The 24765-nt window shown below is 58.0% G+C and carries 18 protein-coding genes; 6 read left to right on the forward strand and 12 right to left on the reverse strand.

Annotated elements, in window-relative coordinates; translation table 11 throughout:
* The first annotated feature begins 120 nt into the window (after positions 1-120).
* Positions 121-1161: an alpha/beta hydrolase family protein gene (locus AFK24_RS24005; RefSeq protein WP_065835599.1), complete on the forward strand. Its 1041-nt coding sequence runs from the start codon at positions 121-123 to the stop codon at positions 1159-1161.
* A gap of 46 nt (positions 1162-1207) precedes the next feature.
* On the opposite strand, the gene AFK24_RS24010 is transcribed toward AFK24_RS24005, so the two are convergent.
* From AFK24_RS24010 to glgA, 10 genes are all read right to left on the reverse strand, one after another.
* Positions 1208-1870, reverse strand: coding sequence for a glycosyltransferase (locus tag AFK24_RS24010; RefSeq protein ID WP_065835600.1), 663 nt, complete (start codon positions 1868-1870; stop codon positions 1208-1210).
* Positions 1867-2481, reverse strand: a complete 615-nt coding sequence (locus AFK24_RS24015; RefSeq protein WP_080482278.1) for an SAM-dependent methyltransferase — start codon at positions 2479-2481, stop codon at positions 1867-1869. The genes AFK24_RS24010 and AFK24_RS24015 overlap by 4 nt, the downstream gene beginning before the upstream one ends.
* Positions 2478-3236 carry a PIG-L deacetylase family protein gene (locus AFK24_RS24020; protein ID WP_065835601.1) on the reverse strand — a complete coding sequence of 253 codons (759 nt, stop codon included), beginning with the start codon at positions 3234-3236 and terminating at the stop codon, positions 2478-2480. The genes AFK24_RS24015 and AFK24_RS24020 overlap by 4 nt, the downstream gene beginning before the upstream one ends.
* Entirely contained in the window at positions 3233-4252 is a 1020-nt protein-coding gene (locus tag AFK24_RS24025; protein ID WP_065835602.1) for an acyl-CoA dehydrogenase family protein, read from the reverse strand. Before AFK24_RS24025 ends, AFK24_RS24020 begins: the two co-directional genes overlap by 4 nt.
* The gene (gene glgX, locus AFK24_RS24030) at positions 4249-6453 is read right to left on the reverse strand and encodes a glycogen debranching protein GlgX (protein ID WP_065835603.1); all 2205 of its coding nucleotides are present in this window, start codon (positions 6451-6453) and stop codon (positions 4249-4251) included. Before glgX ends, AFK24_RS24025 begins: the two co-directional genes overlap by 4 nt.
* Positions 6454-6607: 154 nt before the next feature.
* On the reverse strand, positions 6608-7036 hold the full coding sequence (locus tag AFK24_RS24035) for a DUF2934 domain-containing protein (protein WP_065835604.1): 429 nt from the start codon (positions 7034-7036) through the stop codon (positions 6608-6610).
* 17 nt (positions 7037-7053) lie between these two features.
* A complete protein-coding gene (locus AFK24_RS24040) occupies positions 7054-9837 on the reverse strand; it encodes a malto-oligosyltrehalose synthase (protein WP_065835605.1) in 2784 nt (927 codons plus the stop codon).
* Positions 9834-11912, reverse strand: coding sequence for a 4-alpha-glucanotransferase (gene malQ / locus AFK24_RS24045; RefSeq protein ID WP_065835606.1), 2079 nt, complete (start codon positions 11910-11912; stop codon positions 9834-9836). The genes AFK24_RS24040 and malQ overlap by 4 nt, the downstream gene beginning before the upstream one ends.
* On the reverse strand, positions 11902-13716 hold the full coding sequence (gene treZ, locus AFK24_RS24050; RefSeq protein WP_065835607.1) for a malto-oligosyltrehalose trehalohydrolase: 1815 nt from the start codon (positions 13714-13716) through the stop codon (positions 11902-11904). Before treZ ends, malQ begins: the two co-directional genes overlap by 11 nt.
* A 14-nt stretch (positions 13717-13730) precedes the next feature.
* The gene (glgA, locus tag AFK24_RS24055; protein ID WP_065835608.1) at positions 13731-15317 is read right to left on the reverse strand and encodes a glycogen synthase GlgA; all 1587 of its coding nucleotides are present in this window, start codon (positions 15315-15317) and stop codon (positions 13731-13733) included.
* 594 nt (positions 15318-15911) lie between these two features.
* Here glgA and AFK24_RS24060 point away from each other — a divergent pair.
* Entirely contained in the window at positions 15912-16403 is a 492-nt protein-coding gene (locus tag AFK24_RS24060) for a GNAT family N-acetyltransferase (RefSeq protein WP_065835609.1), read from the forward strand.
* Between the two features lie 564 nt (positions 16404-16967).
* On the opposite strand, the gene AFK24_RS24065 is transcribed toward AFK24_RS24060, so the two are convergent.
* A complete protein-coding gene (locus AFK24_RS24065) occupies positions 16968-18710 on the reverse strand; it encodes a phosphoethanolamine transferase CptA (protein ID WP_065835610.1) in 1743 nt (580 codons plus the stop codon).
* A gap of 355 nt (positions 18711-19065) precedes the next feature.
* Positions 19066-19239, reverse strand: a complete 174-nt coding sequence (locus AFK24_RS24070) for a DUF6026 family protein (protein WP_065835611.1) — start codon at positions 19237-19239, stop codon at positions 19066-19068.
* Positions 19240-19557: 318 nt separating this feature from the next.
* Between AFK24_RS24070 and gnd the strand changes: the two genes are divergently transcribed.
* Genes gnd through AFK24_RS24090 form a run of 4 tightly spaced genes read left to right on the forward strand, consistent with a single transcriptional unit; the run spans position 19558 to position 24753 of the window.
* Positions 19558-20535 (forward strand): phosphogluconate dehydrogenase (NAD(+)-dependent, decarboxylating), encoded by a 978-nt coding sequence (gene gnd, locus AFK24_RS24075; protein WP_065835612.1) that lies wholly within the window; start codon positions 19558-19560, stop codon positions 20533-20535.
* Positions 20535-22067, forward strand: coding sequence for a glucose-6-phosphate dehydrogenase (gene zwf, locus AFK24_RS24080; RefSeq protein ID WP_065835613.1), 1533 nt, complete (start codon positions 20535-20537; stop codon positions 22065-22067). Before gnd ends, zwf begins: the two co-directional genes overlap by 1 nt.
* Positions 22060-22878 carry a Cof-type HAD-IIB family hydrolase gene (locus AFK24_RS24085; protein WP_065835614.1) on the forward strand — a complete coding sequence of 273 codons (819 nt, stop codon included), beginning with the start codon at positions 22060-22062 and terminating at the stop codon, positions 22876-22878. Before zwf ends, AFK24_RS24085 begins: the two co-directional genes overlap by 8 nt.
* A 54-nt stretch (positions 22879-22932) precedes the next feature.
* Positions 22933-24753, forward strand: a complete 1821-nt coding sequence (locus tag AFK24_RS24090; RefSeq protein ID WP_065835615.1) for a glycoside hydrolase family 15 protein — start codon at positions 22933-22935, stop codon at positions 24751-24753.
* Positions 24754-24765: the final 12 nt, after the last annotated feature.

Here is a 24765-nt window from a genome sequence, read left to right on the forward strand (position 1 = left end):
ATTGGAAAGTTTATTTCCATTTAGTTGGCCCGCCTTATGCACTATTTCACCCAAAGCGACTCTGATTTGTAGATGCGCAAACAGGCGTGGGTCGTTGCAGAACCAAGGTAGGGTGTTGTCATGGTGCGTCTATGTGCACTGCTGCTGATTTGTTTGTTTGACGGCTTGGTTTCGGTGCAGGTGCAGGCTGCCGAAACCTGGAGCGTTGGCTTTCATCAAATCGATTTTCCCGATCCACTGGATTCGCAACCGATGCACGCCATCGCCTTTTATCCCTCGACCGACGAGGAGCAGGTGAGCAAGGTCCAGGGCTACACCATTGAGGCCGCCCAGGACGCGCACATTGCAATGGGCCGCTTTCCACTTCTAGTGCTCTCTCACGGCAACACTGGTACACCGCTGGCGCTGCATGACCTGGCGACGTCGCTGGCTCGTCAAGGCTTTGTCGTCGTCGCGGTGATCCATCCGGGGGACAACTATCTCGACCACAGCCGCCTCGGCAGCCTGAGCAACCTTTATGGGCGACCGTTACAAGTCTCGGAAGCGATCAGTGCGGCGCTGCTTGACCCCATGCTGGCGCCTTACCTGAGTGCCGATCAGGTCGGCGTCATCGGTTATTCGGCCGGAGGTGAAACAGCGTTGATCCTCGCCGGTGCTCAGCCGGACCTGCAGCGTCTGCGCAAATATTGCCTGGACCGCCCGCAAGATCGAGACGCCTGCAAAACCCAGGGCGAACTGCTGGCCGACCGCGATGATCTGAGCCCGCAGGCCGACCCCCGGGTTGGCGCACTGATGTTGATGGCGCCGCTCAGCCTGATGTTCGGCCGTACCACCTTGGGCGATGTTCATGTTCCTGTTTTGATGTACAGCGGCGACGGCGACGAGTTGCTGGCCATCGACATGAACGCTGATGCCTTGGCGCGCAAGTTGCCGCAAACCCCGGATTACAAGTTATTGGCTGGGGCAGGGCACTTTGTGTTCATGGCGCCTTGTACTGACGAACAACGAGCGACCATGCCGATCGTCTGTACCGATCGAGAAGGCGTGGATCGCGAAGACATCCATCGCAACCTGAGTGCCGAAGCCGTGCGTTTTTTCGAAGAGGTGCTGGGGATGCCTGAACTTGCGCACACCGGGATGCAGACCGCGCATCAGCAGTGATCTTCAGACAACAACGATTTGATAGAGAGGTCGGCAGACCGCCAGGTCAAGCCGGGCTGCTACTCAGCGTTCGCAAGTAATCACCAAACCCACCCTGGGCGCGAGCGTTGAGTCGAGTGCTGGTGGTCACACGCGGGCGGCAACTCCAGGCGATTCGTGCGCCGCTCATCTCCAATTGGCGGATTAGCTGGACATCTTCGTGACAGGCGAGCGGTGGGAATCCTCCGGCGCGCAGGTACGCTACAGCGCTGACGCCCAGATTGGCGCCGTGAATATGCCGATGGTCGTCGCGATGCTGGTAGTGCTGTTGGTAGCGGATTTGTGCGTGTTCGGGAATATCCTTGTCCCAATGGCCTGGAGTGACGGTGCCGCACACTGCATCGGCATCCAGCGCCAACTGCTCGACCAGCCAGTCCTCGGCAACGGTGCTGTCACCATCAGTGCAGGCAATCCAGCGCGCCCCGAGATCCAGCAAATACTGCGCGCCCGCCGCGCGGGTCTGGCCGACGTTGCGCGCCAGCACTTCGAGGATAGCGACCGGGTAACCCCGAGCAATCTCGGCGGAGGCATCCGAGCAGCTGTCGAGCACAGCGAGGACCACCACCTGTTCGCCGGCAAGGGCTGGATGTTGACCCGCTTGCAGCACGGTCTCCAGGCATGCGCCCAGCAGTTGCTCCTCGTTATGCACCGGAATCAGTACGCCAATCATCGAAGATTCTCCATTTGCGCGACTGAGCTAGCGTCCCGGCTCCACAGATCGAGCAGGAAATCGGGCTCCTGATGGTTGAAAACCCGGTGCATGCCCAGGCGATCCTGAAGGACGGCGTGCACCTGCTCGGCGTTCATCGGACACCCGTCAATTTGCGGTCGCCAGTGACAAGCGAGCAGCTGGCCGTCTCCAGTCAGCGACTGCAACGCCCGATCAATCCAGAGCTGCAGGTCGTGCTCATCCAGGTAATAACCCAACTCACTGAAGACGATCAGGTCGAACTGACCTTCCGGCCATTGTTGCGGTAAGCGGCCATGCATCACGCTGGCATGGCTGAAGCCGATAAGGCGTTCCCGTGCCAGCTCGACCGCTGGCATGCAGGTATCGCAACAGATCAGATGCTCGCAACGCGTGGCCAGATCCGCGCTGAGTTCACCATTGGCGCAGCCGGGCTCAAAAATCCGTTGGTAACGTTCCTTGGGCAGGGCTGCGAGGGTCAAGGCGCGCTTGCGGCGTTCATACCAACGCTGTTTGAATGCCCACGGATCGTCGTTACCGTTAAACAGTGCGTCGAAATAACTGTCATTGACACTGGCGGACTGATTATTCACAGGAACACCACTTCAAAGGGCCGCATCAATCGCTCCAGCACCGAGGGTGGTAGCACCGGCGGCAAGCCAATCAGTGGATCGCCCTCAAGCTGGCTGGCGAAGGCATGCGCCGCATGACGCTTGCGTGCTGTCGTCATCGGGTCAAGGAGGATCTTGCGGGCCCGTTCCCAAGGCAGACGTTCATCTTCGGGATCGGCCCAATGCCAGGCCCAGATGGGCACTTCATGAAATTGCGCGCCCACGGCGGCTGCGGCGCGGGCACTGGCGCGCCCAACGGCTTCATGATCGGTATGCCCATCCATGGCCCATGTTGCAAACACCACATCGGTAGGGCGCAGGTAACGTTCGAGAAATGCCACCAGTTCGTCTTCCTGCTCAGCGACTGCGCTATCGCCGAATCCGCCACGAATCCATTGCAGGCTGTGCAAAGGTATATCCAGGCGACGCAACGCCTCAGCACTTTCCTGAGGGCGAATAACGCTCAGTCGCTCCGTTGTCCATGCTCGCGAGCCGGGATGGCTGCCACTGCCGTCAGTGACGGAAATCAGCTTCAACTGGCGATCCAGTTGGGCAAGCTGGCGCATCAGGCCACCACAGCCGAGAATTTCATCATCCGGATGCGGCGCAATGATGACAGCGCGGGAATTGACCGGCACCAATACATCGACGGTAATCACCGGCAGCTGAGCGAGTTTGTGCGAGTTGTTCCAGGCTTGCAGCGAGGTGCCGCTGCCGACGATTGGATTTTCTTTCATAGCAGCCACGTCCTTGATGGCGGGACCGAACCCTGGCGGGCGGTCAGTTGACCCAATGCCGCCAGGTCCCGTTCTGCGTGACTCTGGCGAAGAAATACCGGCAGATCAGCGATCAACCGGGCGAAATGCGCGTCCTTGCAATAGGGGCCAGCCCCCATCGCGCGACCCACATGGAACATAATCTGTTCAGCGCTGTGCTCGATGACCGCACGACAGCGCCGAGCCAATAGCTCGGCATCGTCGTGCGGGTTTGAATCGAGGCTGACAGCTGCTGTTTGTAGCACCGTTGACGCGCTGTGCAGTGCTGTATCCACCGCACCCAGATGCGCCATTGCATGCGGTTCATCCTGTTTGATTGCCTGTTGCAACAAACGCTGGGCAATCCCACGGGATGCGCCGTACCAGCAAGCGGCAATACCGATGCCGCCTTGCCAGAATCCAGGCCGGACCAGATAGGCGCCGGGTTCACCAACTGTCATTGCCTGAGCATTCTCGAACAGCACTTCCACGCTGCCGGTAGCGCCCATTCCAATGGCACGCCAACCGTCATTGCTGACGGTGACGCCTACCTGATCGAGCTTGACCGCCACCAGTTGCTGGCGATCCTGCTCGTCCCAGGTCGTGATCAATGCATGACTCAGTACCGCTGCGCCGGAACACCAGGCCTTGCGGCCGTTGAGTAGCAGCGAGCCCGCGTCACGACGAACATTGACCCGGGCCTGGGGAGGCTCGGCAGCCCACATGCCCCAGGTGCTGCCCGTTTCGGGCAGGGGAGCCTGAAGCTCGTGCATGATTGCCAGAGCATCCGTATGACCTTCGAACAGTTTGCACAACCCAAGGTCGTGCCCGGCAACACAGGCCAATGCCTGCCAGCGCTCAAGTGTCTGACCGCCGGCGGGAAGTGGCAGCTGATCCAGCCGTTCAGTCACCAGCGCCTGCAAGCACTCGCCCAGCGCACGCGTATCGGCATAGCCGTGCCTGCGCCAATCGAGAAACTCGCTCAGCGCCTGGCTCATGGCTGCTCGTCGCGCTGCAGTTCGAACAGCAGCAGGGAGCGCGCCGTAACTGTGTATTCAGCACCAAAGACAAACTCTTCCTTCAGGCGTGCATCCGGCTGATTGGTGTCGAGCAGGCAAGTCCAGTGAGCCCCTTCCGGTACCTGCGGCAGGGTGAAGTTGACCCCATCATGGTGCGAGTTGACCACCAGCAGCAGCGTTGCGTCCGCGCCGGGACGACGAATGCCGGTTTCCTGCGCGCGGCCATCCATCAACATACCCAGGCAACGCGCATTAGCGTCTTCCCATTGATCGATGCCCATTTCGCTGCCGTCCGGAGACAGCCAGGTCACATCCTTGACACCGATTTCTTCGTTGTAATCGCCTACCAGGAAGCGGCTACGACGCAGGATTGGATAAGTCTGGCGCAGCTTGATCAGGCGTTTGACGAACTTGAGCAGCGCTTTGCCATCTTCGTCCAGATCCCAATTGACCCAGCCAATTTCACTGTCCTGACAGTAGGCGTTGTTGTTGCCATGCTGGGTACGGGCGAACTCGTCACCGGCAACCACCATCGGCGTGCCTTGGGCCAGCAGCAGCGTGGCGAAGAAGTTACGCATTTGACGCAGGCGCAGCGCGTTGATTTCCGGATCGTCAGTCGGGCCTTCAACGCCGTGGTTCCAGGACAGGTTGTTGTTGCTGCCGTCCTGGTTATTCTCGTCGTTGGCTTCGTTGTGCTTGTCGTTGTACGACACCAGGTCGTGCAGCGTGAAACCATCGTGAGCGGTGATGAAGTTCACCGAAGCCTGTGGACGACGGCCGCGCTGATTGAACATGTTGCCCGAAGCGGTCATACGACCGGCGAAGTCCGCCAGCTGCGCTTCATCGCCTTTCCAGAACGCCCGCACGGTGTCGCGGAATTTGTCGTTCCACTCCATCCAGCCCGGTGGGAAACCGCCCACTTGATAACCGCCTGGACCGCAATCCCACGGCTCGGCAATCAGTTTCACCTGACGCAACACAGGGTCCTGACGGCAAGCGACCAGGAAGCTGTGGCGTTCGTCGAAACCGTCGTGGTAACGGCCGAGGATGGTTGCAAGGTCGAAGCGGAAGCCGTCGACGTGCATTTCCGTCGCCCAATAGCGCAACGAATCGGTGACCATTTGCAGCACGCACGGGTGACTCAGGTCCAGCGTGTTACCGGTGCCGGAATCGTTGATGTAGAAGCGTTTGTCGTCGGGCATCAAGCGATAGTAGGAAGCGTTGTCGATCCCGCGCATGGACAGGGTCGGGCCCAGCTCATTGCCTTCTGCGGTGTGGTTGTAGACCACATCGAGGATCACTTCCAGACCGGCATGGTGCATGTGCGCGATCATTTCCTTGAACTCGGCGATTTTGCCATGGGCAAGGTAGCGCGGGTCCGGAGCAAAGAAGGCAATGCTGTTGTAGCCCCAATAGTTGGTCATGCCTTTGTGCAGCAGATGCTGGTCATTGACGAAGGCATGAATCGGCAGCAGTTCGACGGAGGTCACGCCCAGCTTGCGAATGTGTTCGATCACCGGCTCGACCATCAAGCCGGAGAAGGTGCCCTTGAGCTCATCCGGTACCTCTGGATGGCGCATGGTGAAGCCGCGAACGTGGGTCTCATAAAGAATGGTTTTGTCCCACGGTACGCTGACTCGCTGATCACGACCCCAAGTATAGGCCGGGTCAATGACCTTGCTTTTGGGTACGAACGGCGCGCTGTCGCGCTCGTCGAAGCTCAGGTCGCCGTCTTCATGGCCAATGGTGTAGCCGAACAGGGCTTCCGACCATTTCAGCTCGCCGACCAATTGCTTGGCATACGGGTCGATCAGCAATTTGTTGTGATTGAAGCGGTGACCGTTTTGCGGGTCATACGGCCCGTAGACCCGGTAGCCATAGATCAGCCCAGGGTGCGCGTCGGGCAAGTAGCCGTGGTAGATCTCGTCGGTGTATTCCGGCAACTCGATGCGTTCGAGTTCAACTTCACCAGTGGAGTCGAACAGGCAGAGTTCGACCTTGGTTGCATTGGCCGAGAACAACGCGAAGTTGACGCCCAGACCATCCCAACTGGCGCCCAGAGGGAAGGGCAGGCCTTCCTTGATGCGCGAGGAATTGATTTCCGGAATTGCGCTCTTCTCCTTGGTGGGCTCGCCCTTCGGGGCCTCTTTTTTTGCGGTTTTAGACTGCTGCGTGCTCATGGCTTATCCTGGAGTTGTAGATTTACAAGGCGGCCGGGACCGCTATCGAAGCCCGTGGCTTCAATTAAAAAAACAGAAAAATGGGTTTGCCGCAGGTGAGGACCGTGACCGGCCCATCCCCTGCGGTCTTTAACTAACGCTGCACCCTGAGAATTCAGGGAGCCGAAGGCTTACGCGGCTTTTTACCAGCGGGTTTCGCAGGCTGTTCTGCCTGAGTCACGGGTGTGGACTGTTTGCCCTTGGCTGCTGGCGCTGCGGCAGGTTTTGCAGCGGGTTTCGCCGCAGTAGCTGGCTTGGCAGCCGGGGCTGCGGTGGCCTTGCTGGCAGGCTTGGCAGCCGGTTTGGCTGCAGCTTTGGCTGTCGGCTTGGCGGCAGGCGCGGTTTTGCCGTCAGATGTCTTGTCGACCTTAGGCACCTTGGGCTTTGCTGTCTTGCTAGCAGAGGACTTTTCTGGGGCCTTCGCCTCGGCTTCGGCCAGTTTGCGGGCCATTTTCCAGTGGCGCTCATCCTGGCCTTCAGGTTGGCCTTCTGATTCCCAAATTTGATATGCAAACTCGCGAATTCGTTTTTCGTCGGCACTCATCTCGACACTCCCAGGTATTACGTAGTTTGAATAAACAGATTCACAGAAAATTCCTTGAGTGCTGCGTTGAGCAACAACTCCCTACCAGTTGTGACTACGGCCTCCGAAAAAAGTCCCTTCCAACTTGCTTCTGAATCCGTGAACGGTAAAAGGACCCGCGTATCTCCCCAATTGTCGGCATTGATGAATGGAGCTTGGGCGGTGCCCAATAGTTCACTAAACAACCGTGGAACAATGACAATTGCATGTACGCCATCCAGGATCCGGGCGAAGGCCAAGACCCGATCAGCGTGAACGCCAGCCACTTCCAGAGGAATGTACTGGCCGCGACTGAACAAGCCCGAATGTTCGGCGCGCAGGTTCAGTACTTTGGCGATCACTGCCTGTTTGATTCGCCCGTCCTGCCAGTTGCCGAGCAACTCGGTGACGCTGGCAATCTCGCTCAACGATTGCGCCCTTGCAGGATAGTCAACCGGGCGACGGTTATCCGGGTCCACCAGACTAAAATCCCAATACTCGGTGCCTTGATACAGATCCGGAACACCGGGCACGGTATTGCGAAGCAAAGTCTGCGCCAGGCTGTTGAGCGCACCCGCTGCGGCGATTCGGTTGGCAGTGGCGCCTAACGACTGGCGCAATGCAAGACCTTCAGGGGCCAGCAGGATGTTATGCAGGAACTCCCGGCATGCGCGCTCATACGGCTCGTTATTGGCGCTCCAACTGCTTTGCAGTTTAGCTTCGCGCAGGGCTTTTTCCTGCCATTGAGTCAGTCGATTCGCATAGGTTTTGTAGTCTTCCTCGCTTTCCAGACCGAAAGGCCAGCTACCCAACATGGCTTGATACAACATCAGCTCATCGCCAGCGCTGATCGTGACGTCTTCACCTTTAAGGGGTAGGGCCAGTTGGCGCCAGCGTTCGATTTGCTCGGCGTACCAGCCTGAGCACTCGCTCAAAACCGCCAGCCGGGTCCGAGTATCTTCGCCGCGCTTGTGGTCGTGCGTGGCGGTGGCCAGCAGATTGTCCGGGAACGACTCCAGGCGCTTGAGGCACGCCGCATGGAAGTCCTCGACGGGTGCGCTGAAGTGTTGCGGGTGGAAACCCACGTCGTTACGCGACAGCAACACTGCACTGCGATAGAACGACGTGTCTTCTACTGACTTGGCCGCTACCGGCGAGGTCAACTGCTGGAAGCGCACACAGGCATTGCGATACAGTTTGCGCTGACGGCCGCGTGGCAGTTCGCGCCAGGATTCGCCACCCAGCCAGCGTTGCAGATAATCCAGTACCTGCCAGTCAGCTTCGCTCAGGGTATTGCGCGCGCCGTGCATGGCTTGCTGGAAGAAGCGGTCATCTTCCGCAGAGCGGCCGCACACGCCGATATAGGTGCGATAAATCGGGAAGTTGACCACCAGCGCCAGTAGCGCCCGGCGAATTGCGCCCAGAGTCAGGTCTCGGCTCATCAGATCGCTACGTGCGACTTGCAGCAGGGATTGGGCTACGTTTTCGAAATCCCCGGCCAGGGTGCCGTGCAATACCAAGTCGCGAGCTTCCAGCACTTCCTGATTGAAGTCAGCAGTGCGTTCACTCAATCGACTCCACAGTTCCGCCAGCGGCGCCTGTCCCTTGGGATCATGTTGCAGCAGCGACACCTGGTTCATGAACTCGTAGCCAGTCGTGCCGTCTACGCCCCAGTCTTCGCGCAGCTGTTCGTCAGGACCAAGGATCTTTTCGACAAAGATCGGCAAGTGCGCCAATTCGGTGCCAGGTGGTCGTTGCGAGAGCAGTCTTTCTACGCGCCGACGCAATTTACGTCCGTAGCCGCGCGGATCGGCGAGCCCGTCGATATGATCGATTCGCAAGCCGTCAACCAGACCTCTGGCGATCAGCTCGAAGATCTTGCCGTGAGTCGCCTCAAACACATTCGGCCGTTCAACGCGCAAACCGCCCAGTTCGTTGATGTCGAAGAATCGCCGCCAGTTGATGTCGTCACCCGCCGTTCGCCAGCTGGCCAGCCGATAGTGCTGACGTTCAAGCAGTTGATGCAGGCGCTCGAAACCCTCGGGTTTACTGGAGTCAAAGCGTGCCAGGCGTTGCTCGATGGCCGCTACGACGGCGCTGTCCTGGGCCAGTTCGGCGAGTTCGGCGCGGGCTTGACGGGCACGTTCATAAGCCTGCGGATACTGCTCCAGCGCAGCAAACCGCTTGCTCAGCTCGATCAGCTGCGGGTGTTCTGCCGATTCCAGCAACGGACCGTAGGTGGCCGGATTAATCGGGAAGTGATGCTGATAATGCTCGATGTAAAAAGCGCCATGCTCAGCGTCGAAGCGCAAGGGGATCTCACCAGCCTGCAACACGGTGCCGTAATCGCTGCTCAGGAACGGCAGCAGCAATTGACCCTCAAGCAAGGGGTCCGGGGAGTTCCACTGGATGTCAAAAAAGTCCGCGTATGGGCTGCGGCGTCCCCATTCGAGCAGATCGAGCCACCATGGATTATCTGCGCCGCCAACCGCCATGTGGTTGGAAACGATATCTAGAATCAGCCCCATGCCATGTTCGCGCATCGCGTTCACCAGGCGCAGCAGGGCGGGCTCGCCACCGAGCTCCGGGTTGATCACGCGTGGATCGACGACGTCATAACCGTGCATCGATCCTGCACGGGCCTTGAGCAGCGGCGAAGCATAGATATGGCTGATGCCCATGCTGGCAAAGTAGGGTATCAACGGCACCGCATCGTCGAGGGTGAAGTCTTTGTGAAACTGCAAACGCTGAGTGGCACGCAGCGGATTGATAGTCTGTTTCATTGGTCACGCTCCGCAGCTTGAAGACGTGCCTGAGAAAGCAGCTCGATACGTCGCGCCACGTGTGGATCATCCAGCAAAGTGCTGCAATCACCCGGAAGTCGGCGTCTCCAGTTTGGGTGGCTGTCGGTGGTGCCCGGCAAGTTGAATTGCTCGGACAGGCCCATCGCATCCTCCATCGGCAACAACACCAACGGCGCACGGGTATGGCCTAGATAACGAACTGACGCATCAATGATCTGATCGACTTCCAGACTGTCGTCGCAGAAATTATCGGAATTCTGCGCGAGAGCGGTACACAGTCCGGCACGCTCCTTTTGTCGATCCAGGCGCCATTGCCCGGCTTGCTGGCTGTCCACTAAATCGAGTTTGAGGTTCCAGTCGATGTCTTTCTCGGCCAGCCAGCCCGCGAGTGTCGGCAAATCATGGGTGCTGGTCATCGCTAGGGCTTCGTCAGACCAATCCAGGACCGGTTTGAAATGCGCGTTGTGCTGTTCGAACAACAATACGCGCATGCCGAGAATCGCCCGGGCCGACAGTTTTTCATGCAGGCCTTCAGGCACGGTGCCCAGGTCTTCACCCAGTACCACGGCTTTATGCCGCCATGACTCCAGGCTCAACAGACGCAGCATGTCATCCAACGGATAATTCAGGTAAGCGCCTTCACTGGCCAGAGCTCCCAGCGGTACCACCCAAAGCCTTTGCAGACCCATCACGTGATCAATACGCAGGCCGCCGGCATGAGCGAAATTGGCGCGCAGCATTTCGATAAACGCACGAAACCCATTGCGCTTGAGGCCAGCCGGGGAAAACGCCGAAATACCCCAACTCTGTCCGGAACGGTTGAGGATGTCCGGTGGCGCGCCGACGGTCAGCGCAGACAGCAGCTCATCCTGACGACTCCAGGCCTGGCTGCCAGCGCCGTCCGCGCCCACCGCCAGATCAGCAACCAGACCAACCCGCATGCCGCTGCTGCGTGCCGCGATTTGTGCGCGCTCAAGGCCTCTAGCCATCAGCCACTGCGCAAAGGCGTGGAAACTGATTTGCGCGCCATGTTCAGCAGCGAAGCCAGCAATGGTTTCGCTGCGAGGATTCTTGAATGCTTCCGGCCATTCATGCCAGTTCTGACTGATACCCAAGCGGTCGCTTTCATCACGCAGGGTTTCGAAACGACAGTGGTTCTCCAGCGCCTCGCCGCCACTGTGGCGGAAGCTGTTGAAGTCTTCATGCAAAGGGTGGTCACAACCGCTGAACGCTTCGTAAAGTTTGTGCAGCACTTTCCATTTGGCCGTGGCCGCAGCAGGCCAGTCGATCAGCTCAAGCTGTTCGAGACGCTTGAGTTCGTCACCGAGCCCGGTTTCATCGATTGCCAGACGCAAGGCTCGCTCACCGAGAATAGTGCCAGGCGAACAATACAGACTGTTGAGGAACAGCCGGCTTGAAGGCGAGTAGGGGCTGAAACGATGGGGGTCGTTGGCAAACATGGCATGCACCGGGCTGATCGCCAGAGCATCAGCGCCTCGCTCACCCGCCTTGCGGGCCAGCGCTTCCAGCGCTTGCGTGTCACCGAAGCCGCCATCACCCTCGCGGTGCAGGGCGTACAGCTGAACAGTCAGGCCCCAGGTGCGGGCGACTTTTGTGTCGGTAGCCATGGCCATGCTGAAACAGGTTTCAGGCGCTACGGCGATAGTCAGATGCTGCCCGGCAATGCTCAATTGCTGGTAGCCAACGGGCGCCAGCGCTGGCAGTTGCCCGGTGGCGGTCAGATTGGCGTCGATAGTAGCGCCATCCTCCAGCGACAGCACAAACGGCGTACCCGGTTCAAACCAAGCACTCAAATCCAGGTTGCTGCCGTGGTCGACGGTCAGCAGTGGCGGTGGCGTCGGCTGATGATTTGCAGCCCGCAGTCGTTGCAGACTGGTGTCGATTTCATCATGGCTGTCGGCGGGATAACCCAGGCCGTCCAGCACTTTGCACAGAACTTGCGGGCTGACTCGCTGTGGCCGGCCGTTTGCATCGATCCAGTCCACTGACAAGCCTGCTTCGGTTGCCAGTGCCTCTAGTTGCTCATTGCTCATCCTGTCTCTCCAGAACATCGATTGCTATCAGGCTGACAATGGCCGTGTAAGGATTGAGGGTGCCTCGCCGGGAAAGTTCTGCCGCATGTGGCAGTGTTTCAAAAAGAACGCTGGCCGGGTGCCATTTAGGCGCGGTCACAGCATGCTCGGACAAGTTAAGATCGATACGCAGTTGGGTGCCGTCGCCCATACGCCAGCGCGCCGAAACAGCGCCTTCGCTCAATACATCGCAACCAAGCGCTTGTGCGCCTTGCAGACGCGGCATGATTTCGCAATGGCGGATTTCCAGCAGTTGGCGGTAAAGCTCCAGCCAGCTGTGGTGATCGGCGCCAATGTCGGTTTCCAGGTACACCGCGTCGAAGGCCGGCTTGCAAGCCTCGAAGGTCGCCGGTTCATTGGGATCAGGAATGTGTTCGCGCTTCTCTTCATCGGCGAATGCAGCGAAGTCGGCAAACTCGCCACGACGCCCTTCGCGTACCGCATCGGCCAGTTCGCCATGGTGGTCGGTGAAAAACAGGAATGGCTCGCTCGCCGCCCACTCATCGCCCATGAACATCAGCGGAATCATCGGCGAAAGCAGCAACAACGCAGTCGCTGCTTTCAGGGCCGGGCCATGGCTGATCTGCGAGAGTCGTTCACCAAAGGCCCGATTGCCAATCTGGTCATGGTTCTGCAGAAACAGCACGAAAGCACTCGGCGGCAAATGACCGCTTGATTCGCCGCGAGCATGCCCGTGGCGTGTACTTTCGCCTTGATAGACAAAACCCTGGCTGAGCAGGCGCGCAAGCTTTTCAGTGGCCTCGTGCGCGAAATCCGAATAATAAGCGTCGGTTTCGCCGGTCAGCAGGACGTGCAGCGTATTGTGCCCATCGTCATTCCATTGCGCATCGAAACCCTGCTCCAGAAGACTGGCCTGATTGAACTCGTTCTCCAGATTCAGCCAGACGTGGCGCGGGGCGACGATTTGCTCATGAACCGTGGCGGCCAATTCAGTGAGGAACGTCGAGTCATTGATCGCGTGTACCGCGTCCAGGCGCAGGCCATCGAAACGATATTCCAGCAGCCACATCAGCGCGTTATCAATAAAGTAATCACGCACTTCACGGCGGCGGAAGTCGATGGCATCGCCCCACGGGGTATGCACATCGCTGCGGAAAAAGCCTTTCGCGTAGCAGCCCAGATAATTGCCATCTGGCCCGAAATGGTTGTAGACCACATCGAGAATGACCATCAACCCGAAACCGTGAGCTGTATCGATCAGATGCTTGAGTTCGTCAGGCGTGCCATAGGAAGACTGCGGCGCATAAGGCAGCACGCCGTCGTAGCCCCAATTGCGCGTGCCGGGAAACTGCGCAATCGGCATCAGTTCGATAGCAGTCACACCTAATCCGGCCAGGCGTTCCAGATGTGTCTCGACGCCGGCATAGCCGCCCAGAACCCCGACATGCACTTCGTAGATAACGGCCTCATGCCATGGACGGCCCTGCCAGTGGCTGTTCTGCCATTCATAGGACAGGGGATCAATCACAATGCTCGGGGAATGGACATCAGAGGCTTGAGCGCGGGAGGCGGGGTCGGGGACTTCCATGTCCCCATTGATTTTGTAGCGGTACTGAGTGCCCGCCGGGCAGCGGGCCTCGATTGCAAACCATCCTTCATCTTGCGCAAGCATGGCCAGAGACTGGCCGTCTTGCAGTTCAACACTTACTTGGTCAGCATCCGGCGCCCAAAGGGCGAACCGGGTGTTTTCAGAGTCCAGCAATTCGGCGCCGTGGCGCCAGTTTTTTTCTGTACGCAGAGGCATCCAGCTACCCCTTGTTAGTAATTAAGAGAAACACCCACGTTCTTTTTCAACAGGTCCTGATAAAGCTCTGCGTATGGCTCTACCGCTTGGTGCCAGTTGAAAGGGGCGGCCATCGCTCTGCAGCGCATGGCATTGAGCAACGCCGGATTGGCGAATACTTTGAAAGCTCGATTCAAGGCTTCGGTGTAGCTCTCGACCGTCGATTCATCGAACAGAAAACCGGTCACGCCATCTTCGATCGTGTCCGCCAGTCCGCCGGTGTTGCGCGCAATTGGCAGCGAGCCAAAGCGTTGGGCGTACATCTGGCTCAAGCCGCAAGGTTCGTAACGCGAAGGCATAAGCAGGAAGTCACTGCCAGCGAACATGCGTCGGGCATCGGTTTCGTTGAAGCCGATCCGCACCCCGATCTGACCAGGGAAGCGCAGTGCCAGTTCGCGCATGGCGTCTTCTTCCTCAGGCTCGCCCCGACCAATGATCGCGATTTGTCCGCCTTGCTCGACAATGTGCTCGGCGACACCGATGGTCAGGTCCAGGCCTTTTTGGTAAACCAGGCGTGACACCACGGCAAACAGCGGGCCGGTAGACGGTTCCAGCTCGAACAGTTCCCGCACGTGATCGGCGTTGATTTCCTTACGCTGCCATTCATTGGCCGTGAAGTGGCAAATCAGGTGTTCATCGGTTGCCGCATCCCAACTGGCGTCGATGCCGTTGGGAATGCCACTGAGCTGACCACGATTGGCCTTGCTTTGCAGGAAACCTTCCAGTCCGCAACCAAACTCGGGCGTGGTGATTTCCTTGGCATAGGTCGCGCTGACCGTTGTGATATGGCTGGCATAAGCCATACCCGCCTTGATGAACGACAGCTTGCCGTAAAACTCCATGCCGTCAGCGCCAAGCGCTTCGTCGGGAATCCCCAACTCACGGCTTGAACCAGTGCTGACGGTTCCCTGATAGGCAAGGTTATGAATGGTGAAAATGCTAGGCGTGGCCTGCCCGCGCCAGCGCATATACGCCGGTGCAAGTCCGGCAGGCCAGTCGTGGGCGTGAACCAGCTCCGGACACCACTGAGTCTTGACAGCACCTGCGGCGAATTCGGCAGCGGCCAAGCCCAGGCGTGCGAAACGAATATGGTTGTCCGACCAGTCGCGGCCATTGTTGTCGGCATAAGGGGTGCCTTCGCGTTCATACAGTTCAGGGCAGATCAGTACGTAGATGACCAGTCCGTCCTTCATGTCCATACGGCCGATCTTGCAAGGGGGAAGGGCAGCGTAGCCCCCTAACTGACTGATGACATGAATCGGATTGCCGCTATTGAGGACCTGTGGATAGCCGGGTATCAGCACACGGACGTCGTGCAGGTGACGCATGGCTCGCGGCAGAGCAGCAGACACATCGCCCAAACCCCCGGTTTTAACCAGGTCAGCCAATTCCGACGTCACAAACAGGACTTTTCGCCTGTTGACCGGAGCAATCATTGGCTGTGAGGTGGGCAGTTGCAGCAGTGGAACGCTCGTCGTAGCGAAAACCGGCAGATGAGTCAGCTCGCTGGCCGGCTGATTAAAACTCTCTCCCTTCTGGGTTTTGACAGCGGCGCTTATCATCGATTTCTCCCATTTAATACAGTGTTAGTACTGCACTTGGTTTTTATTGGCCATGTCCTATGGCCGGGCATAAAAGCACTACGCAAGATCAGTACCCATTTACCGTTTGCGTTAAGACTGGACAGAGCGACAGCGCCTGGTTTCGGCACACTGCCAACAGCATAGGCGCTCTATTAAGCTGACCCATGGGTATTCGAGAAGTTTCGACTTTTTTTGTCGGAAATGTCTGGAATGCGGCTTGGCACGGACTTTCGACCGAGCTGGACAGCGACCGGAGAAGCGCTGAAGTCGCCTAATGCTCTTTTTTAGAGCGACGTTTGGCGCGAAACTTCGAAGATTACCGGTCGTCGGATTGTTCGACAATTGAACCACTATAGACGCCTTGCGGCTCGGTGTATTGCGCTTGTGAGCATTTAAGGTACGCAGCGGGGGCTGGATGCTTTTTCCTGGTGCGCGCATCGCTAGTTGTCAGGGCACCCGTGCAAAGAAGTGCGAGCCGGTGGAAACATTTTGGCGCGCAGCGAGATAGAATCAGCGGCCCAGGGCTGAATCCTACGGAAAAGGCCCATCTAAAGCAGTCAGATGAGGAAGGAAATGGAAGCCCCAGAGGTGTTGGTACTGCAAGCGAGTTACACCAATCCGGTTCACGCTGAAGCAATCGGCTTCCTGCTGAATCAATACGCACAAGATGTCATGGGCGGTGGCGAGCCCCTGTCCCTCGATACGCAACAGCAGCTGGCTGTTGAACTGGCCAAGCGCCCCCATGCTTTCAGCGTCCTGGCGTTCGTTGCAGGTCAGCCGGTTGGTCTGGTCAACTGTTTCGAGGGCTTCTCTACCTTCCAGTGCCGCCCCTTGGTGAACATCCACGATGTTGTGGTGATCGGTGGACAGCGCGGCCTGGGAATCAGCCAGAAGATGTTGAGCAAGGTGGAAGAGATCGCTCGCCAGCGCGGCTGTTGCAAGCTCACTCTGGAAGTGCTCGAAGGCAACACGGTGGCTCAGGGCGCGTATTTGAAACAAGGTTTTGCCGGCTATGAGCTTGATCCTGCCATGGGCAAGGCGATGTTCTGGCAGAAAACGCTATAAGCACGATGCGGTAAGGGCTAGGACGCCCGTAGGATAGTTCTGAATTGTTCGTCCTCACATTGCAAGCGGCTTCGGACGCGAGCACTATTTTTTCCAGCGCGCTCAGTCAGGGTGGCGCCAGAATCGATAGGGAGACAGAGATGGCAGGAAGCAAAGCCAAACGTGTGGAGCGCGATCTGATGAGTCGTGCAATGGATGTCACCGTGATCGCGACGACGATAGGGGTGCCTCCGTCGCGAACATGTTGATACCCGGCCTGGGCAGTGCAGTGATCGGTGCAGTTCTGGGGGCCGTCTTCGGTTTTCGTGCAACTCGATTCGTGGATTGAAATGAGCGCCAGGGAAGGCCGATATTGATTTGGGATCAAACCAGCTGCTCAGTGGTGAGCAGCCTGTTGTTTATAGCTACATATCTGGCGTTGTCTGTTCATCACCGCCAAACCCCGGAACTCTCCCATGCGGTGATCATCGCCATGTCCTGCAACCGCCAAAGATCGCCAGGCAATAACCGCAAAAGGCCTGTCATTGCTGACAGGCCTTTTGTTTCTTGCTCGTTCTGATCCGGTTACTTCTGGGCGACTTCCGGTGTGGGCGGTACGGGTTTATCGCCTTGCAGAAGTGAGAAGTCGGTCAGGCCTTTCTCGTGGTAGGGGTCGCCAATCATGCGCGGACGCTCCTTGAAGTCGAAACTGACCAGGCTCTTGCTCGTATCCAGCTCATCAAACGTCAAGCCGGCCAGCTGTGCCCAGGTATGGATCAGCTGAGAGCTGGTGTAAGGCCTGTTCTTGATGCTGGTGAAATCCCAGTTGTGGGTTTGTTGCCACTTCGGTGAGGCGTAGACCATAAAAGGAACGGTATACATCGGCATCGTTGGTTTGGCTTCGTTACGGCCCAGCACGTTATGGCCGGGTGAATCATAGACGTCTTCGCCGTGATCCGAGAGATACATCAGAAAGCCATTTGGATCAGTCTTGGCGTATTCCTTGATCAGGCTCGACACCACGAAATCGTTGTACAACACGGCGTTGTCGTAGCTGTTATACAGCTCCAGCTGGCTGTCGCTGATCGCGTCGGGCACGCCCTTGCGGTCGGTAAACTTCTCGAAAGTCGGCGGGTAGCGATACTGATAGCTCATGTGGGTGCCAAGCAGATGCACCACGATGAGCTTGCGCGGCGCTGGGTCGGTCAAGGCCTTGCCGAACGGCTCGATGACGTCACCGTCGTATTGCCGCGCGTTCTGATTACGGTTGTTGTTGAGGTAAACCTGTTCATCGGCCTGCTCGGAGAACGTCGTGAGCATGGTGTTGCGCTTGGTCATGGTTTGCTGATTGGTAATCCAGAAGGTCTTGTAGCCGGCCTGTTTCATTACGCTGACCAGCGAGGGCGTCTTCAGGTACAGGTCGGGATTTTCTTCGTCAGCGAAAGTCAGGACCTGCTGCAGCGCTTCGATGGTGTACGGGCGCGGCGTGATGACATTGTTGAAGACTTGCAGCTCATTCTTGAGCTGATCCAGGTTCGGCGTGGTCTGGCGCGGATAGCCATACAGGCTCATGCGTTGCCGATTGGTTGATTCGCCGATGACCAGGACCATTGTCGCGGGTAAATCAGCCTGCTGATCCTTGAGGTTGCCCAGCGGTGCAATGTTGCTACTGCTCTGGAGCATGCCTTGCATACTGTCCAGTTGCTGAGTGTAGCGGTGGTACGCCACGAGCATCTGCCAAGGCACCGCAGGCTCGATGCGGGTCTCGAAGGCTTCGATCCCGGACGCTACGTCATCGTGGCGGGCCAGCTGTTTGGCCAGAGGGTAACCAATAATTGCCACCAGCAAAGTTACTGCTACCGCCCATGCGCGACCTCGGGGCATGTACACCGGGCGCAGGCGAGTCCACAGGAAAATCGCAAACGCAGTGTGAGCGATGAATCCAAGAACGATCCACCAGGCGAAGTACTGAGTCATGTACTCGCCCGCTTCCGACACGTTCGACTCGAACATGATGAAGATGACGCTCTGGGAGAATTCCTGCTGATAGATGAAGAAGTATCCCAGGCTGGCCATCGAGCAAGCCCATAGAACGACACCGATGACTGCCGCCATAATCCGTGTTCTGGCCGGGAACATCAGCATTGGCGCGAGCCAGATGCCGCTCATCACGAACGCCTGACGAAACCCGGAAAACCCTGAGGTGTTGGTCAGTTGTATCAGTAATTGGGTAATGCCAGAGAAGTACCAGAAAAAAACGAACAGCCAGGCGAGGCCAGCCCAGTCAAAACCTTTCGGAGTCGTATCGCTCCGTTTAACCATTGTCATCAAGCGCTCCAACTCATCATTCAATTGAGCAGTCCGGGGGAATAAAGGTCCCGACCGCTCGGCATGTCCCTGGTGCGGCGAGGCACAGAACCAGGGCATTTCACAAGGGCGGCAAGTATTACGACGCGGGTGTGAAAAAAATGTCGGCGGTTGCGGAGGGCAGGGGTGACAGAGAGCGCATAGAGGTTACAGAATGTATCGGCGAACAACCGGACAGTCGAAGATGCACACCGCGCATGACCGAAGTTGATCTGGAGAGCTACAGAAAAGGAAGGGAATCACAGGCGGGCAAGCCGGCGAATCGGGCTTGCCGCGATGATCGATAATGCAGGTGCGTTACAAGGTGCAGCAGGGATCAGGCGTGCAGCGCAGTGATTGACTGGCTTGATTGGGACTGTTGCAGCATGAGGCTAAGATGAGCGACCTTTTTCTGCAATTGCTCGCGCTCTTCTTTAAGCTTGCGCAGTTCGTCACGGCGGACAGTGACATAGAGGGTTTGTGGTGCAAGTGCTGGTAGTAGTGTGCTCATTGCTCACCTCGCGAATGGCGGGATTCAACCTGAAAGGCCTGTTGCAATGACTATCGAACGCCGAATCGCCGCTGCATACCTCTCTATCGGCACCGATTCTGATTTCTTTTGCCCAAGAATGGAACTTTTTTATTTTCAATGGTCGCGAACGTTTCCCAATCGCGACAGAATGGCTTTATCCGACAGTCTGAACATACGCTTTCACTGTCGACGGGAACCGATGTCCGACCTTTCAGGACTAACCCCTCATGCGAGGCTCTCCCGAGGGTGAGCCGGATTTGAGGCACCTTTTTCTACAAATTTTAGGAGCAAGGCCACATGCAACTTGGAATTGTTGGGCTGGGCCGCATGGGCGGCAATATCGCACGACGTTTGATGCTCAACGGCCACACCACTGTGGTGTTTGATCGCGATGAAGCATCGCGTAGCGTGTTGGCCAAAGAAGGCTCGACGGCTGTAGCTGATCTTGCCGCCATGGTTGCGGCAATGGATAAACCTCGGGCCATTTGGGTCATGCTCCCGGCTGGCGACCCGACCGAAGAAACCATCGAGGTCTTGAGCGAATTACTTGACGCTGATGACGTGATCATCGACGGCGGCAATACGTTTTACAAAGATGACGTCCGCCGCGCCAAGGCCCTCACGGCCAAAGGTTTGCACTACGTGGACGTCGGCACTTCAGGTGGCGTCTGGGGCCTGGAGCGCGGTTACTGCATGATGATCGGTGGCGAAAACGACATCGTGCGCCGCCTGGACCCGCTGTTCGAAACCCTGGCTCCGGGCTACGGCTCGGTAGAGCGCACAAAAGGTCGTGATTCTGCAGATGACCGGGCCGAACGTGGCTATATCCATGCCGGTCCGGCCGGTTCCGGGCACTTCGTCAAGATGATCCACAACGGCATCGAGTACGGGATGATGCAAGCCTTTGCCGAGGGCTTCGATATCCTCAAGCAGAAGAATTCGGAAAACCTCCCAGTCGAACAACGTTTTGACTTGAACATGGCTGATATCGCCGAGGTATGGCGTCGCGGTAGCGTGGTTTCGTCCTGGTTGCTTGATCTGACTGCCGATGCCCTGGCGACCGATCCTCAACTGGACGCATATTCTGGCGCAGTGGCGGACAGTGGCGAAGGTCGCTGGACCATCGAGGCCGCCATGGAACAGGCCGTTCCGGTGCCGGTGCTTTCCAGTGCGCTGTTTGCCCGTTTTCGCTCGCGGCAGAAAAGCTCCTACGCTGACAAGTTGCTTTCGGCCATGCGTTTCGGCTTTGGCGGCCATAAGGAGGGGCCAAAGTAATGGGGTTGTCGCGCAGCTCGTCTCAGCAAACGCCCGCCGTTGCGCCGCCTACGACGCTGTTTCTGTTTGGCGCCCATGGTGATCTGGTCAAGCGCTTGCTGATGCCGGCGCTGTACAACCTGTTCCGTGATGGTCTGGTCGACGATAACCTGCATATTGTCGGTGTCGACCACAACGCAATCAGCGATGCCGACTTCGCAAAAAAACTGGAAGATTTCATCCGTCAGGAAGCCGCCGCCAAAGTGGCGGAGGGCGGCAAGGAGCCTCTTGATCCTGAGCTGTGGCGGCGCCTGGCGAGCCGGATCAGTTATGTGCAAGGCGATTTTCTCGACGATTCCACCTATGCCGACCTCGCCAGCAAGATCGAAAGCACTGGCACCAGCAACGCAGTATTTTATCTGGCGACGGCGCCGCGCTTCTTCAGCGAAGTAGCGCAGCGCCTGGGCTCCTCGGGTTTGCTGGTGGAAAGCGAAGAAGAATTTCGCCGCGTCGTCATCGAAAAACCCTTCGGCTCCGACCTGCCCAGTGCGGTCGCGCTCAACGCCTGCTTGTTGAAGGTGATGAGCGAGAAGCAGATTTATCGGATCGATCACTATCTGGGCAAGGAAACTGTGCAGAACATCCTTGTCAGCCGGTTTTCCAACGGACTGTTCGAGTCGTTCTGGAACAACCACTACATCGATCACGTGCAGATCACCGCGGCTGAAACGGTCGGCGTCGAGACCCGGGGCAGTTTTTACGAGCACACCGGTGCGCTACGGGACATGGTGCCGAATCACCTGTTCCAGCTGCTGGCAATGGTGGCCATGGAGCCTCCTGCTGCCTTTGGCGCCGATGCAGTACGCGGCGAAAAAGCCAAGGTGGTAGGGGCGATTCGTCCCTGGTCCGAGCAGGAAGCCCTGGCCAATTCCGTGCGCGGTCAGTACGCGGAGAACAGCAAGGACGGCAAGGTCGTCCCCGGTTATCGCCAAGAGAGCAAGGTCGAGCCGGACAGCACCACGGAAACATTTGTCGCGATCAAGGTGATGGTCGATAACTGGCGCTGGGTCGGCGTGCCTTTTTACCTGCGCACCGGCAAGCGCATGGGCGTGCGTAGCACGGAAATCGCGATTTCGTTCAAGCCGGCACCCTATGCGCAGTTCCGTGATACCGAAGTGGACCGCCTCAAGCCCAACTTCTTGAGAATCCAGATCCAGCCTAATGAAGGCATGTGGTTTGACCTGTTCGCCAAGCGACCAGGGCCGACGCTGGATATGGAAGATATCGAGCTGGGTTTTGCGTACAAGGACTTCTTCGAAATGCAGCCGTCCACCGGCTATGAAACACTGATCTATGACTGCCTGACCGGCGACCAGACACTGTTCCAGCGCGCTGACAATATTGAAAACGGCTGGCGTGCGGTACAACCGTTCCTGGATGCCTGGCAGAAGAACCCGCAAGTCGAGTTTTATAAAGCTGGGGAAGATGGGCCGGCCGCTGCCGATGATTTGCTGGCCCGTGATGGTCGTGAATGGCGGGATATTGATGTCTGAGCAAGCTGAACTTCCAATCAAATTCCTGCTTTCCGACATCGATGGCACGCTCCTGCGCCCCGATCATAGCCTGAGTCAGGCCAATATCGACGCCGTTGCACGGCTCAAGGCCGCCGGCATTCTCTTCACGGTCGCGAGCAGTCGTCCACCCCGTGCCATGCGGCAGCAGATTGAAGCCTTGGGTATCGATCTGCCCTCGGTGGCCTTCAATGGCGGCAATATCATCAACCCTGACGGCAGCGTGCTCAAAGCCTACCGAATAGCCGAGGAGGCGGCACGCACCTGTATCAATCTGTTTGCCGATTACCCGGTATCGCTTTGGGTATTTGCCGATGATCAATGGTTCCTGATTGATCCTGCGGGCGACTACGTTGACCACGAGCGCACGACATTGGGTTACGAGCCGGTGCAGGTGGAAAGCTTCGAACCCTACATTGGGCGAGTCGACAAAATCGTCGCAGCGAGCAAGGACTTCGAACTGCTCAAGCGTCTTGAGTCGCAGCTCAATCCGCTTATCGCCGGGCTGGCGCTGGCTGCGCGTTCGCAGCTGTATTATCTGGACGTCACGGCGCTGGACGCCAATAAAGGCAAGGCGTTGTTAACCCTGGCAGAACTGTTTGGCATCGAGCCAGCGCAGACCGTAGCCATTGGCGACGGTGGCAATGATGTTGCCATGTTCCATCAGGCCGGTTTGTCGATAGCCATGGGGCAAGGCGAAGAAAGCGTGCGCCGAGAGGCGGATCACGTGACGGGCAGCAATCTCGAAGACGGTGTCGCTGCAGCGATTGAGCGCTACATCCTGCCGCGCTGATCAAGCTGGGCAGAGCGCAGGTAACGAACACTTCCACGATGGCGGACGTTTTTCATGGCTGCACTGATCGAAGACTACGCATTGCTCGGTAACTGCAAGACTGCCGCGCTGGTCGCCAGGGACGGGTCGCTGGACTGGTTATGTTTCCCACGGTTCGATTCGCCGGCCTGCTTCGCAGCATTGCTCGGTTCGAGCGATAACGGCCGCTGGAAGATCTCGCCAAAAGAGCCGGTTATCTTTACCGAGCGACGGTATCGCGAAGGGACCTTGATCCTGGAAACGGTCTTCCAGACCGCAGGCGGTCGAGCCATGCTCATCGACTTCATGCCCGTCGACGAAGGCAGTCACGTGGTACGGATCGTGGTCGGGCTTGAAGGTGAAGTCGCCTTCGGCATGGACTTGGCCATCCGTTTCGATTACGGCAGCACCGTTCCGTGGGTGGAAAACAGAGATGGCGAGACATTGACCGCGATTGCCGGTCCGGAAATGCTGGTGTTGCGCGCCACGGAGACCCTGCACGCGCTGGATCACCATACTGGCTGCGATTTTCGCGTCACGGCGGGCCATCGCGAGACGTTCATATTGAGCCATCAGGCTTCCACTGAAACCCTGCAAACAGCCATTGATACCGAGCAGGAGCTGCAGCGCACCGAGGGTTTCTGGCGCGAGTTTTCGGATCGCTGTCCTGACGTCGGGCAGTGGACTGCGCAGGTCAAACGCTCGCTGATCACCCTCAAAGCCATGACCTATGCGCCCACTGGCGGCATCGTCGCGGCGGTCACCACGTCGCTGCCCGAGCAATTGGGTGGCGAGCGCAACTGGGACTACCGGTTTTGCTGGCTGCGTGATGCAACGATGACGTTGCTCGCGTTCATGAACCTGGGGTATTTCGAGGAAGCGTCGGCGTGGCGTGAATGGCTGCTGCGCTCAGTGGCCGGTAATCCGGAACAGATTCAGATCATGTATGGGCTGGGTGGCGAAAGGCGCTTGCCGGAATACGAGCTGCCCTGGCTAAGCGGTTACGAAAACTCCAAACCGGTACGCATCGGCAACGCGGCGGCGACGCAAATGCAACTGGACGTCTATGGCGAAGTCGCTGACGCCATGATACAGGCGTTGAAAGGCGGCCTGCCACGGCTGCCGCGCAGCGTAGCGATTTCCAAAGTCATCATGCCGTTCCTTGAGAAGGTTTGGCATATGCCGGACAAAGGCATCTGGGAGATTCGCGCTGAACCACGGCATTTTACCCATTCCAAAGTCATGACCTGGGTCGCCTTCGATCGCAACGCGTCGCTGATTGCGCAGACTGCTGTCACCGATGAGGACCGGGCATTGGCCCAGCACTACCGCAGCGTGGCTGACCAGATACATGCAGATGTGTGCCTGAATGGATTTGATTCGGCGCTGGGCAGTTTCGTTCAGACCTACGGCGCCAAGGCGCTGGACGCCAGCCTGCTGCAAATCGCGTTGACGGGGTTCTTGCCGGCTGATGACCCACGGGTTGTCGGGACGGTCGCGCAGATCGAGCGCAGCCTGATGCAGGATGGCTTGCTGTTGCGTTATGACAGTGATCGTAGCGCGGACGGCGTTTCCGGCAGTGAAGGGACTTTTCTGGTCTGCTCATTCTGGCTGGCGGACGTCTACGTCCTGCTGGGGCGGCGCCAGGAAGCCAGGGAGTTGTTCGACCGCTTATGCGGGCTGAGCAATGACGTGGGGCTGCTGGCCGAGCAATATGACCCTCGCAGCAAGCGCATGTTGGGCAATTTCCCCCAGGCGTTCAGTCACATCGGCATTATCAACACGGCTTTGAACCTGCACCGCGTGATGTGCCCGGTCAAGGCTCGGGCGATGTGCGAGGCTACAACTGCCGAATAACCGGTCAACTGC

The sequence above is a fragment of the Pseudomonas syringae genome (assembly GCF_001698815.1).
GTDB classification, from domain to species: Bacteria; Pseudomonadota; Gammaproteobacteria; order Pseudomonadales; family Pseudomonadaceae; genus Aquipseudomonas; species Aquipseudomonas syringae_A.

What these genes read in the sequence shown, in the direction of transcription:
- AFK24_RS24070 (WP_065835611.1), bottom strand. Translation starts at nt 19,239, where the DNA reads ATGAGCACACTACTACCAGCACTTGCACCACAAACCCTCTATGTCACT.
- zwf (WP_065835613.1), top strand. Translation starts at nt 20,535, where the DNA reads ATGGGGTTGTCGCGCAGCTCGTCTCAGCAAACGCCCGCCGTTGCGCCG.
- gnd (WP_065835612.1), top strand. Translation starts at nt 19,558, where the DNA reads ATGCAACTTGGAATTGTTGGGCTGGGCCGCATGGGCGGCAATATCGCA.
- malQ (WP_065835606.1), bottom strand. Translation starts at nt 11,912, where the DNA reads ATGAGCAATGAGCAACTAGAGGCACTGGCAACCGAAGCAGGCTTGTCA.
- AFK24_RS24040 (WP_065835605.1), bottom strand. Translation starts at nt 9,837, where the DNA reads ATGAAACAGACTATCAATCCGCTGCGTGCCACTCAGCGTTTGCAGTTT.
- treZ (WP_065835607.1), bottom strand. Translation starts at nt 13,716, where the DNA reads ATGCCTCTGCGTACAGAAAAAAACTGGCGCCACGGCGCCGAATTGCTG.
- AFK24_RS24065 (WP_065835610.1), bottom strand. Translation starts at nt 18,710, where the DNA reads ATGACAATGGTTAAACGGAGCGATACGACTCCGAAAGGTTTTGACTGG.
- AFK24_RS24025 (WP_065835602.1), bottom strand. Translation starts at nt 4,252, where the DNA reads ATGAGCCAGGCGCTGAGCGAGTTTCTCGATTGGCGCAGGCACGGCTAT.
- AFK24_RS24010 (WP_065835600.1), bottom strand. Translation starts at nt 1,870, where the DNA reads ATGATTGGCGTACTGATTCCGGTGCATAACGAGGAGCAACTGCTGGGC.
- glgA (WP_065835608.1), bottom strand. Translation starts at nt 15,317, where the DNA reads ATGATAAGCGCCGCTGTCAAAACCCAGAAGGGAGAGAGTTTTAATCAG.
- AFK24_RS24020 (WP_065835601.1), bottom strand. Translation starts at nt 3,236, where the DNA reads ATGAAAGAAAATCCAATCGTCGGCAGCGGCACCTCGCTGCAAGCCTGG.
- AFK24_RS24060 (WP_065835609.1), top strand. Translation starts at nt 15,912, where the DNA reads ATGGAAGCCCCAGAGGTGTTGGTACTGCAAGCGAGTTACACCAATCCG.
- AFK24_RS24035 (WP_065835604.1), bottom strand. Translation starts at nt 7,036, where the DNA reads ATGAGTGCCGACGAAAAACGAATTCGCGAGTTTGCATATCAAATTTGG.
- AFK24_RS24005 (WP_065835599.1), top strand. Translation starts at nt 121, where the DNA reads ATGGTGCGTCTATGTGCACTGCTGCTGATTTGTTTGTTTGACGGCTTG.
- glgX (WP_065835603.1), bottom strand. Translation starts at nt 6,453, where the DNA reads ATGAGCACGCAGCAGTCTAAAACCGCAAAAAAAGAGGCCCCGAAGGGC.
- AFK24_RS24085 (WP_065835614.1), top strand. Translation starts at nt 22,060, where the DNA reads ATGTCTGAGCAAGCTGAACTTCCAATCAAATTCCTGCTTTCCGACATC.
- AFK24_RS24090 (WP_065835615.1), top strand. Translation starts at nt 22,933, where the DNA reads ATGGCTGCACTGATCGAAGACTACGCATTGCTCGGTAACTGCAAGACT.